Below are 12,524 nucleotides of genomic sequence, written 5' to 3'. Positions count from 1 at the left end.
CGTAAACCCGCGTCGTCGATCTCTGCCATCAACAGCGGGTGCGTCCATTCGCCAATACCTTGCGTAGGTAGTTGCAGCGTAGGCGTTTGCGATCGGGGCGACAGGTATTGATTCTTGAAAATCTGTGTTACCCGGTCGTTGAAGTACGGCGTCAGCGATACTGGCTCCTGAGAAGATTCCGGCAAGGCAGCCTCCCAGTTAGTCAGCATTAAGGAGAAATGCTCCCCTGCATTGGTTTGAATGACTATCGGATTGGTACCAGGGCGAAGCTGAGCCCTCGGAATCCGGATTGGTTCAGACAACCCTCTAGGTTCCAGTTTTACTTCCGCGGATACACCCCGAATGGTATACCGAAGCTTGATGACTTGATCCGTGTGATTTTTTAGCTGAAAGGCTGTTTGTTCCGACTGAGTCACGAGTGATAGCCGTTCCTGTACCTCAAAACAAACGGGATGCCACCAGGTCAGCTGTCCCTGTTTTAACTGGACAAAGACCGTTCGCGAACCGGGTTTGGGAGCAATCGTTGCACGCAGGGTATGTCCCTTCGTTTGTACGTTCTGCCAAATTCCCTGCGGATCAAAAACCTTCTGAATGAGGGATCCGGGAAATGGAAAAGTCTGGGTGGTACCCCAAGCGTAGGTATCGCGTAATGGAATGGACTTGAAATCATTTCCCGCCCACTCTATCCGTATTTCATACGAATCCTGGGCGGGACTGTTGATTTCGATTACGGGTTGCCCAATCGCATTGGGTGCTAAATTCCAGGTTACTTTCTTTCCGTTGATCGTAATCTGTTTGATTCCGTCCCGTAAGGCGTTTACCCGTAGGCACAAATCCAGTTTTTTCGGAAACCGGGGTTTCAGGGTGTATGTTTCCGTCAGGCCGTTTCGATTGAAGTTGTACGACAAATCCGGAATTTCAAGGGATGCGTACGCCCAGGCTTTGGGCAAGCCCGGACGAATCAGGAGCCGATTGTTCAACGCATCCGGTACGATACCGAATAACCCTTCTACGAGTGTTCGGGAATTGATACCGACCGGGTCACCAAAATCCCGGTAGGCTTCTCCTCGATTGGCATCGTAATGGGAAATCTGAACAAAGTTTCCGGGGCTTCCCCCCAGATACATCGAGGCCAGTAATTCACTTTTCCAGAGTTTAAAAGCTTCTTCCGTACGCCCAGCCTCCCAGTTTGCCAACGCTGTATGAGCCGATTCAGCCAGGGCTACGTTATTAATGGACCACTCATACGGCATCCAATTACTGGTTGAAATCGTATAAAAGCCCTCGTCTTTCAGCCCATTGGCCCGGATTGGAAGGTGCGGAATCTGGGTATCTACGTAGCGTAAGTTCTGGTAGGCCTGAAAAGCATCGGGCACGTCAGAATCAATGACGTGGTAGATCGTCCAGAGGGCCGGTACGTCGTGGCGTTTCTTTAGTCCCAAGGCATCCTGAAATTCGGCATAGACCCCTTTTTCGGGAATCCACAGAACACGGTTGATCGCCCGATGAATGATTTCAGCTTCCCGCTCGTACGGCTTCGCATCCTCGCCCAGTAGCTTCGCCAGCGTAGCTGCCATCCGATTGGCCCGGTAGTTGTACGCCGAGGTATGGGTAACGGCTCCGCCGCTGTACTGCAGGGCATCACTGGCCCAAATGGCCGCGTAGGCATCGTACAGGCCGTCGCCGTCGGGATCGAAGTTGCGTTTTTCCCAGGCCAGATGCCGCTGGATGACGGGCCATAACTCCCGGGCGAGGGTTAAGTCACCCGTCCAGTTCAGGTGCCAGAGCAGGGCGTCGATATACACCAGATTCATGTCGTAATGGTGCGGACGAATGGCTTTCCCCTCCGGGTCACGACTGATATAGCCGCTCGTAAATACCGCATTCCCCAGTTTTTCCTGCTGGCGAGCCAGATGATTGGCTGTATCGGGTACGCTCGGTCCGGAAACGGGTGCAGACATTTGCGACTGAGCGTAGGCCCGAAAATGCGTTCGTGCCCGGTTGTGCCAACCCAGTGGATCGGCCGTATACGCTCCCCGCCAGCCATTCAGGCGAATTCGCCAGCCAATGGCTCCGTGCAAATACGAAGGCGTTTCCCAGATGGCATCTGAGGCGATACTGAGGGCACCGCCAACGGTATTGAGATAAGGATCAGGTGTTTTGACCTGAATGCGATCCGCTACTTTTTTTCGGGCGATTTCGGCTTCGGCAAAAAGTGTTGCGGCATTTGCATACACCAGTTCTGCTTTACTTTCCGGATTCTGTAAGGCGAAATATAGCGGTTCGTTTCCTTTTACCCGACCCGTCAGTACGGGCGAGGCCGCCGCTTGAGATTGAGCCAGTTGCAGCGGAGACTCTTGTTGCGTAGCATCAGCCCGTTGAATCGTAGAAGCCACCGGCACGAAGCCGAGAAGGGATTGTTCTTTTTTGAGTTTGGCTGTTTCAGTGGAAGCAGGCTGAATCGGTAGTCCGGAACCGTACTGGAGGGTGAAGGTATTTTTCTGAATGGTGAAACGATTATCGGTACAGTATTCCGGCTTCAGGTAAAAGCTCGATTCCGGATCGGGCCCCATGTCACCATTACGACTGAATTTTTTTCCGCTGGCTCCACCGAAAGTCCAGCATAGCTCCAGATCATTCGATACGTTTTTGAATTGAGCTTTTACGATGATTCCTTCCGCATTGGCCAGGGGTAGAATGACTAGTTTGAGCGTTCCCGTTCCTAAAAGTGCATCCTTAATTTCGTACAACATCGAGCCGGGTCGGTATCCGGCCGTAATGGTGTCTGCATCATTCAGCCATTTACTGACCGAGCCTTTCACCAGGCCAAATTTCAGGTTACCGCCCATACCCGGCATATAGAGAGCAAACTCGGGCAGATCGCCTGCTTCGGCCCGAAACGCCGTGTTGGTTCCGTACAAGGCTCGGGTAAATCTTCGCTTGCCATTGACAATGACGAAATCTTTACCCTCGGGTCGGTACCGCAGCTCCCGTTGCTGGCCGTGCCAGGAGCGATCATTCAGGGAAACGGGATACAATTCCTGAGCCTGAAGCTCATCTACGAAAATGAACTGGGTTAAGAAAAAAAATCCCCCTATCAAAAGTCTATGCGGGATTGACTTACTTTGCTGAGTCATTCTACGTACGTTTTCGTTTCGAATGATCGCTTTCCTTCGAATTATTGCCTGTACTGTATACCAACTTTGTAACCCCATACCGTTAAGCTTTTACAAATTATCCCGTATGCTTCTTCGTTCGTACGCCAGTCGTTTTTTCTGTTACGTGAGCCTGTTATGGGTAGGACTGTTTTTTCAGGGTTGTGTCCCCGACTTTCTGTTTTCTGATCCGGAGTGGGTGGTGATTGAAGCGTTTAGTCATGAACCGATTTTTAAACGCAAAACGGGCATTTTGATCAGCCCTCGGGAAGTGGCAGCCACCGTTACTTTCGACAGTACCTGTATTTATGATTTACAGAGTGTCGATCAGCATGACTGGAATAAGGTGATTGGGCTGGGCTTTGTCGGATCCAAAAATCAGGATTTAGGTTCAGCACCGCATCAGGTAGACGGGGCTCGGGTAGCCTGGCGGTGGAATCCGGAAACGCAGAAAATTGATCTGGGTTGTTATGCGTACGTGGACGGCCAACGCACGGCCTTCAAAGTCGGCGAAACGTCCATTAATCAACCCACTCGACTGAGTATTAAAATTGATTACGGTCGAAAGGAATATCGGGTCATGGACGGTGAGCCCGTACGATTCAATCACAACAAGAAATTTGCTTACAAAACGGGATTGTACTTTGGTGGGAATCAGCCCGCTCCGCATACAATTCGGGTGCGGATTAAGTATTAAAGGCTATTGCCAACCGTTGATACCCCGGGTTGTACTTGGGGCTATTGATGTTGAACTCCTCCAGAGTTATCATAAGTATTTTTCGTCGAATACGATGCCATGTTCCTGAAGTAAGTCCCGGAGTTCATCTGGAAAAATCTTCAAGCGGTGGTGCTCTTCCTGATTCTTCACATAAGCGATCAACACCTCTTTCTCTTTTTGCGAATACGTAAATGCTCCGTATCCAACCTGCCAGCCACGGAATTCGCTAAACAACTTTTGCTCTTTGATGTACTCTGAGCTAGCCAGCTTGAGACTTTTAACCAAATCGGCCAGAGCTATGGAAGGATGAATATGCGTCAAGATATGCACATGGTCCTCTACTCCGTTAATTCGGTATAAGCGACAATTCTTCCGTTGAAGAATGCCCCAGAAATAGCGGAATAGCAATGGTCGATTCTCCTGCGTCAGCGTCGGCTCGCGATGTTTGGTACTGAAGACAATCTGATATAAAATTTGGGTAAAGGTGCTCATATGTAGCTAAAGGATGTATATGAGCAATGTTAAGAGGATTCTTATCGGTCTTGACCACCGTTGAATAAATAGAAAAAACTCCGGAGGAGTTCAATTTGAATAGCCCCGGGTTACACCCGGGGTGGGGTACCCGGGCACTAATGGTTGTCACAAACGCATTCGTCTCCCCGCATTTCATACGGGGCTAATCACATTAAACCCCTTCGGGGTTGGGCAATCCCAACCCCGAAGGGGTTTAATGTGATTAGCCATGGGTTTTACCCATGGCACAATCCAACCTATGAAAGGCTACAAAGTTCCCTTCAAAATCGCCGGACGCTCATTCGCTACCTTCAGTACCAATTCACCGAAGAGTGTATTCGACCAGGCGAACCATTTACGAGTGAAGTTATTCGCGTCGTCTTTGTTGAACGATTCGTGCATGAAGCCCGTACCCGCATGCGTCATCTTCTGTTGTTTCAGCTGAGCCCGGATTTCTGCGTCGTTTTGGGAAGTCAACGCTCGCATCGTAACTGCAATCGGCCAAATGCTGTCCACCAGCGTATGCGGACTGCCGATTCCCTCGCCCGCTTTTCCTTTTGAGAAATACGGGTTGGAATCGCTCAAAATCAGTTTTCGTGTATTTTGATAAATCGGATCTTTCACCGATACAGAATCCAGGTACGGTAGAGCCAGCAGACTCGGTACGTTGGCATCGTCCATAAACAGAGCATTGCCAAAGCCGTCTACTTCAAACGGAAATACTTTACCGAACTTCGGGTGCTCTACAATGGCGTATTTCTTCAACGCCTGCTCCACTTCCGTCGCCAGCGTTTTACACTCTGTTGCCAGGGCTGCGTCGCCGATTTTCTGACTGATTTCCGCTGCTTGTTTCAAAATCGCTACGGCAAAGAAATTCGACGGTACCAGAAACGGATAAATCGTGGCATCATCCGAAGGACGGAAAATACTCGTGATCAAACCTACGGGTTTGGTCGGGTTGCCGTAGCCATTGCCAGGAACGGTATCCGTAGCCCAGGCTGTTTTACGGGTAAAGGTATACGGACCGCGATTTTCTTTCCGCTGCTGTTCACGGAACGTCTGGATAATCATCCGGATGGACTGTTTCCAGTCCGCATCAAACGGACTCGTATCCCCCGTCGTTTTCCAGTAGCCATACGCCAGACGAACCGGGTAGCACAGGGAATCGATTTCCCACTTCCGTTCGTGCAGTTCAGGCTTCATCTTCGTATTGTCCGAATACCACTCGCTGTGACCGGGGCCGTTGTAGAAAGCATTCGCGTACGGATCAATCAGGATACACTTGGTTTGGCGACGAACCACCCCTTCGATCAGTTTCCGTAGCGGCTCATCGTCTTTCACCAGCGAGAGATAAGGCCATACCTGAGCCGTACTGTCGCGAAGCCACATGGCGTCGATGTCGCCCGTAATGACGAAGGTATCGGGTTTACCCCCCTTTTCACTGTAATGAACCGTGGTATCAAGGGTGTTAGGAAAGCAGTTGCCAAACAGCCAGGCCAGCTCGTCATCCCCGATCATTTTCTGTACCCGCTGGATAGTAGCTTCTACGGCTTTGCTGGTAAAATTACGTTTGTTGGCCGCAATCCGTACTTCCGGGAAAGCCGCCGCCGCCTTACCCGTAAACGGAAGCATCATCCCCGCACCCACCAGGGCCGACTGTTGAATAAAATCTCTACGATTCATGTGTTTCTTGACTGTTTTTCAGTGTAGCGTTTTCAGTTGATATAGTGCGGAAGCCTCGATTTTAACTCGAAACCGCAACGGATTTGTCCCGATGACTTATTTGGTAATCACGCCCAGCTCAGCCACGCGAGCCCAGGTTTCCTTTCCGTTCGTAGACTCTACGGCTACAAACCGTAAGAACTGCCCCGGTACCGTTTGCTTAAAGCGTACGCGTTGTTCGAGCGGGTTATTCTGAATGTTATCGAATTGACCCTCCGCAACGGGCTGTCCCCAGTTTTCACCATCCGTCGATACGTATACCCGGTATTTGTAAACCGTACCGCTGCGGTGATCCGAAGCGTCGGGGGTATAGGTGAATCCTTTCAGTCCGAGCGTTTCGCCTAAATCAAGCGTGAGGGTATGCGGATAGGAAGCGTCTTTGGCCGAAGTCCATACGGTGGTTGGATCTCCATCGATGGCCTTATCCGCTTTCTGATCAATTTTCCATTTGGTGGAAGGCATATCAAAATCTACCGTCGTTACCGGACCACTTTGAGCCTCGCCGAAGGCCCGAGCTTTCACCGTAGCCGCCTGGGGTAAGGCAAATGATTCACTGTACAGCGGCGAAGTAGCTTTCGGCTCCGACCCATCCAGCGTATACCGAATTTCCCGAACGGATACGGGCGAACTGATCGTCACGGTTCCTTTCTGATCGCGACGAACAACCGGAGCGAGTAATTGCTCAGGTTCCGTATAGACACCCAACTCGCTGATCGTCACCGCCACGGGTGATTTCGTAATCCGAACGCGGATTTTTTCCGTGGTATGATACTTCGGCAAGCGTACCAGCCGCAAAGCTCCCACGCTGGTTCCCCGGTGAATTTCTTTCCAATCCCCGTTTTCCCAGACGTCCAGAGCAAACTCCTCGATTCGCTGGCCTAGAGCAATGGCCTCCCGAATACTCAGTACATTGAACGAAACGGGTTTCGACCAGCTCAGGACCAGTTCCGGCGTCGTTACGTCGTCTTTGCTGGCCCAATAGGTTTGGCGGTTATTGTCGAGCATGGTTTTTACCGCAAAGCCCCGGCCACCCGTAGCCGTTACCTGAGCCGTATTGGCCCAGTTTTTGCTAAAAGTCTTCTTCAGAATTTCACCGAAACTTTTCAGAATGGCCACGTCGTCTTCGTGTAACTGACCGCGTTTATCAGGCGAGAGCCCCAGATCAAATGCGGCTCCGCGACCCACACTTTTATAGTACAGTTCCAGCAACTGTTGGGGAGATTTAGACTTCCCATCCTGACTGGCGTGATAAAACCAGCCCGGACGCAGAGGTACGTCACATTCCGCCGGAATCCATTTTTCCCCATTTCGTGTACCCGTCGGGGCGTCGTAATCATTGGCGTTACCGGGTACGCCTTTGCTTTTCCCATCCGCTGCCGTAGGCGTAAAGGTTGCCCAGGAGGTTTCGTTGGCGAAACCCTTTTCATTTCCTACCCAGCGAACATCCCAGCCTATATCACTGAAAATGTTGGCATTGGGTTGTAGTTTCCGGGTAATCTGCCAGGTGTTGTCCCAGTCGTAATACGTCAGGTTGTTGATTTTCCGAGATTCGCGGGCCCCGCCGTAGTACCCATCGCCGCCGTTGGCACCATCGTGCCAAGACATAAACAACTCCCCGTATTGTGTGTACAATTCCTTAAGCTGGGCCTGGTAAATGGGCAGGTATTGGTCGGTCCCGTAGGCGGCACTGTTACGGTCCCAAGGTGAGCAGTACAGGCCAATTTTCATGCCGTTTTTTCGGCAAGCTTCCACCATTTCCTTCACCATATCGCCCTTTCCGTTGCGGAAGGGACTTTTACTGATGTTGTAGTCGGTGGTTTTGGTTGGCCAGAGGCAGAAGCCGTCGTGGTGCTTGGCGACGAATACAATACCCCGAAATCCGCCCGCTTTGGCTGATTTTACGATTTGTTCAGCACTAAAATTAGAGGGATTGAACGTCTTCGGATCGGCATCACCGTAGCCCCACTCCTTGTCTTCAAACGTCGTAGGCGTAAAGTGTACGATGCAGTACATTTCCGTATCGTGCCACTTCAATTGCCGGGCTGAAGGCAAGGCTCCGTACGGCTTGGGAGCTTGCTGAGCAAGCGTAGATAGGCTTAAAAAGCAGCCTAAAATGGGTACAAAGAGGTGTTTCATAGGAGTCTATAGATTCGGCGGTTCTGTTCGTTAACGGCTTATCCTTACGTAGCTAAGCGAAAAAACAGCGTCTTAGACTCGTTTAGATAATAAAAAATTTTAAGAATCTACGAAGGTATTCGTTTCATGGCGTCGGTTTCTTCTTATCCACTGAAAAAAAAGTCAAAAGCGGTAACTTTACTTGTTTTTACGTTGTTACAAACTCATGGCAGAAACTAAGCTTCCCACCATATCCACCGAGCCCGCCGGTCAGGAACTCATTGAAATTTTAGGTGCCCGTGAGCACAATCTCAAAAACGTTGATTTAACCATTCCCCGGAACAAGCTGGTCGTCATTACCGGCATCAGCGGTTCGGGAAAATCGTCGCTGGCGTTTGATACCAGTTACGCCGAAGGACAGCGACGCTACATGGAAAGCTTTTCGGCCTACGCCCGGGGCTTCATTGGTTCAATGGAACGGCCGGATGTCGATAAAATTGAAGGTCTTTCGCCCGTTATTTCCATTGAGCAGAAAACGACGTCCAAGAACCCCCGTTCCACGGTAGGAACCACCACTGAAATCTATGACTTTTTGCGTTTGCTCTACGCCCGAGCGAGTGAGGCATATAGTTATGTAACGGGTGATAAAATGGTTCAGTTTTCTCAGGATCAGGTCATTGATCAGATTCTGAAGGATTACGACAACCGGAAAACGATTTTATTGGCTCCCATTGTACGGGGTCGGAAAGGACACTACCGCGAACTCTTCGTACAGATTGCCAAACAGGGGTATACGAAAGTGCGGGTCGATGGTGAGATTCAGGATATTGTTCCGAAGATGCAGCTCGACCGCTTCAAAATTCACGACATTGAAGTAGTAATCGATCGGCTCATTCCTAAAAACGACGATCGTTTTCGCCTGAGTCAGTCCGTTGGAAAAGCCCTGCAAATGGGCAAAGGGCTGATGCTGTTACAGGACGATCAGGACCAGACCCGCTGGTTTTCCAAAAACCTGATGGACCCCGTTTCAGGAATTAGTTACGATGAACCCGCCCCCAACGCGTTTTCGTTTAACTCGCCTTACGGCTGGTGCCCGACCTGTCAGGGGTTAGGCGTGATCGAAGAGATTACGATTGATTCCATTATTCCGGATAAAAAGCTCAGTATCAGTCGGGGAGCTATCGCTCCGATTGGCGAGTACCGCGAACTCTGGATTTTCAAACAACTGGAAGTGCTGCTCAAACCCTTTAAGGTGAGTCTGACGACGCCGATTGAAAAGTTTCCACCCGAAGCGATGGAAATGATGATGTACGGCTCGGACGAACCCGTTCCGGTACCGTCGAAAAAGTACGAGGGTACGGAGTGGAACACCAAGTACGAAGGCATTATCAACTTCCTGAAACGCCAGCAGGAAAGCGGATCGGATAAGATTCAGGACTGGCTGAAGGATTTCATGGTCATCAAAGCCTGTCCGGAATGTCAGGGAGCCCGTTTGAAAAAAGAAGCTCTCTGGTTCAAGATTGACGATAAAAACATTGCCGAGCTGGCGAACATGCAGATCTCGGAGCTGGCTTCCTGGACGATGGGTTTGGAAGACCGCCTGAGCGATCGGCAACGGGTCATTGGAAAAGAAGTACTGAAAGAAATCCGGAAGCGGATTGGCTTTCTGCTCAACATCGGTCTGGATTATCTGACGCTCAACCGGCCCCTGCGGAGTCTGTCGGGTGGTGAAGCCCAGCGGATTCGTTTGGCTACCCAGATTGGTACGCAGCTGGTCGGCGTTCTGTATATCATGGATGAACCGAGTATTGGTCTGCACCAACGTGATAACGTCAAGCTGATTCAGTCGCTCAAGGATCTGCGTGATTTGGGTAATACGGTTCTGGTCGTTGAACACGACAAGGATATGATGCTCGAATCGGATTTTCTGGTGGACATCGGGCCGGGAGCGGGTCGTCACGGTGGTTCCGTCGTGGGACATGGGACACCCCAACAATTCCTCGAAAACCGATCGACGACTTCCGATTACCTCAGTGGTCGTCGTACCATTCAGATTCCCGCCGAACGTCGCAAAGGCAATGGCAAAATGCTGAAGATCGCGGGAGCGAACGGCAACAACCTGAAAAACGTGACGCTGAAATTGCCGCTCGGTACGATGGTTTCGATCACGGGGGTATCGGGTTCGGGCAAGAGTACGCTCATTCATGAAACCTTGTTCCCGATTCTGAATCACCATTTTTATCGCTCCAAACGCGAGCCGATGCCTTACAAGGCCGTCGAAGGTCTGGAGCATCTGGATAAAGTGATTGAAGTGGATCAGTCGCCGATTGGACGGACGCCCCGTTCGAACCCGGCAACTTACACGGGGATGTTCAGCGACATCCGTACCCTGTTTTCAGAATTACCCGAAGCCAAAATTCGCGGGTACAAGGCGGGTCGCTTTAGCTTCAACGTCAAAGGTGGTCGCTGCGAAGGTTTCGAAGGAGCCGGGATGAAGAAAATTGAGATGGAGTTTTTTCCGGATGTGTACGTTCCCTGCGAAGTGTGTAAGGGCAAACGCTTCAACCGCGAAACGCTGGAGGTACGTTTCAAAGGCAAATCCATTTCCGACGTACTGGATATGACCGTCGAACAGGCCGTTGAATTTTTCGAAAATCAGCCCAAAATTCTACGCAAAGTACAAACGCTGAAAGAAGTAGGCCTGGGTTACCTGACGCTCGGCCAACAGGCCACGACACTATCGGGTGGCGAAGCCCAGCGGGTGAAACTAGCCGAAGAGCTTTCGAAAAAAGATACGGGTAAGACACTCTATATCCTAGACGAACCAACCACGGGTTTACACTTCCAGGATATTGAGCATCTGCTGAACGTTCTGCAAAAGCTCGTGGATAAGGGAAATACGGTACTCATCATCGAGCATAACCTCGATGTGATTAAAGTCTCCGACTGGGTGATTGACCTGGGCCCCGAAGGCGGTAACGGCGGCGGCAAGATCATTGCCGAAGGTACGCCCGAAGTCGTTGCCCAAGTAAAAGGCAGCCACACGGCGAAGTTTTTGAAGATGGAGTTGACTTAATCACTTCTATTCCATCAAAAAAAAGCTCTTCAATATGAAGAGCTTTTTTTTGATAATGCTTTGCTCACTTTCTGAAAAAGTCAAGAAGCATCTGCGTGAATAAAATCGTATTTCCTGAACGTTATTAGGATCATTTTCTCTCCACCCGTAACCCATCAAACAGACGGATGAATTCCTGACAGGCTTGTTTGGAAGACAACTTCACTTCGCCATAAGCCCGGCGAAAGCTTGGGTCGTATTGCGAGGTAATGGCTGTTCCTTTTTGCAGGAAAAACTGTACGGCATACACGCCATCCTGCTTTTTCCAGTCCATTAACGTCGTTTCATCCAGAGGAATAATCCACTGGTTAATCTGCACCGCATACTGCTTTTCGGGCAATTGGATATTTGCCGTATCGGAGGCTTGCCTGAGCAAGGTTTGCATACGAATCACGCTTTCCGGGGTTTTACTCTGAGCCAGGCTTTCAACCGTTGCCAGACTCACCATAAGTAAGAGACAGGTGAGGAGTTTCATGTTTGTTAAGTCGTTCGTTTGTTCGCAGATGCCAGACCCTCTGACAGGGTTGCATGAGGGATTTCTTTACATATTCATTTCAGGTGACTAACGAAATAGACCAAATTCTTCCCATCCAGTAAACCTGTTTAATTTTACCCTTTATTGACTAGGGTACTCTCTTCCTCTAGCTTACAAAAGGATTCCAGAATTTAAAAACATCCTACCTTCATTCTCATCCGGAAGTGTATCACAAGCGAATACGTATAATCGACTTTTCAAAAGGCATATTTAGCCCCGCTACTTTTAAACAACTTCTTTGCGGTTAAACTCAAAAGAAATTGATCACTTTTAAACCACTAATGCATTTACCGGGATAGATTTCAGTATAACCTGCTCACTAAATCTGCCGTTTAAAAAGAGAGACAAAACACTTATCAATAATCAATTTTAATTCACAAAAACAAGCCATGATCATTACTAATATCACAACACTCAACCGTATATACGCTGTCTTTTATTTTATCTTATTGTCTTTCATTGTATTCCCTATGTCGAGTTATTTTTTATGTTTGCTACCCAAAGCAATCATAAAATTATGAACAAAAAAGTAGCAATTATCAATATTTAGGAATTGATATAGTAGAAGATTTAATAAATGAAGCAAAAAATATTTATAAAAATGAAGACCATATCCATTTTATTTTAGATGATTTTTTAAAAGTGCCATTA

Annotated in this window: 7 protein-coding genes; 2 read left to right on the top strand and 5 right to left on the bottom strand. The window is 49.4% G+C overall.

What is annotated here, in order from left to right; translation table 11 throughout:
• The coding region (locus ACOJTG_RS09195; protein WP_420153546.1) for a DUF4450 domain-containing protein at positions 1 to 3,101 on the bottom strand (3,101 nt) is incomplete at its 3' end.
• A 142-nt stretch (positions 3,102 to 3,243) separates the two neighbouring features.
• On the opposite strand from ACOJTG_RS09195, the gene ACOJTG_RS09190 reads away from it, so the two are divergent.
• Positions 3,244 to 3,852 (top strand): hypothetical protein, encoded by a 609-nt coding sequence (locus ACOJTG_RS09190; RefSeq protein WP_094816215.1) that lies wholly within the window; start codon positions 3,244 to 3,246, stop codon positions 3,850 to 3,852.
• 69 nt (positions 3,853 to 3,921) lie between these two features.
• Here ACOJTG_RS09190 and tnpA read toward each other — a convergent pair whose 3' ends face one another.
• The 3 genes from tnpA to ACOJTG_RS09175 form a co-directional block, all read right to left on the bottom strand.
• Positions 3,922 to 4,365 carry an IS200/IS605 family transposase gene (gene tnpA / locus ACOJTG_RS09185; RefSeq protein WP_420153545.1) on the bottom strand — a complete coding sequence of 148 codons (444 nt, stop codon included), beginning with the start codon at positions 4,363 to 4,365 and terminating at the stop codon, positions 3,922 to 3,924.
• Positions 4,366 to 4,653: 288 nt separating this feature from the next.
• On the bottom strand, positions 4,654 to 6,069 hold the full coding sequence (locus tag ACOJTG_RS09180) for a glycoside hydrolase family 125 protein (RefSeq protein WP_420153544.1): 1,416 nt from the start codon (positions 6,067 to 6,069) through the stop codon (positions 4,654 to 4,656).
• Positions 6,070 to 6,165: 96 nt separating this feature from the next.
• Positions 6,166 to 8,244 carry an alpha-L-fucosidase gene (locus tag ACOJTG_RS09175; RefSeq protein ID WP_420153543.1) on the bottom strand — a complete coding sequence of 693 codons (2,079 nt, stop codon included), beginning with the start codon at positions 8,242 to 8,244 and terminating at the stop codon, positions 6,166 to 6,168.
• A 205-nt stretch (positions 8,245 to 8,449) separates the two neighbouring features.
• Between ACOJTG_RS09175 and uvrA the strand changes: the two genes are divergently transcribed.
• Positions 8,450 to 11,299, top strand: coding sequence for an excinuclease ABC subunit UvrA (uvrA, locus tag ACOJTG_RS09170; RefSeq protein WP_420153542.1), 2,850 nt, complete (start codon positions 8,450 to 8,452; stop codon positions 11,297 to 11,299).
• A gap of 130 nt (positions 11,300 to 11,429) precedes the next feature.
• Here uvrA and ACOJTG_RS09165 read toward each other — a convergent pair whose 3' ends face one another.
• Entirely contained in the window at positions 11,430 to 11,813 is a 384-nt protein-coding gene (locus ACOJTG_RS09165; protein ID WP_420153541.1) for a hypothetical protein, read from the bottom strand.
• Positions 11,814 to 12,524 lie beyond the last annotated feature (711 nt).

The sequence above is a fragment of the Siphonobacter sp. genome (assembly GCF_048595215.1).
Taxonomy (GTDB): Bacteria; Bacteroidota; Bacteroidia; order Cytophagales; family Spirosomataceae; genus Siphonobacter.
Note: the sequence above shows the minus strand (reverse complement) of the source record. Positions and strands in the feature narration are given on the sequence as shown.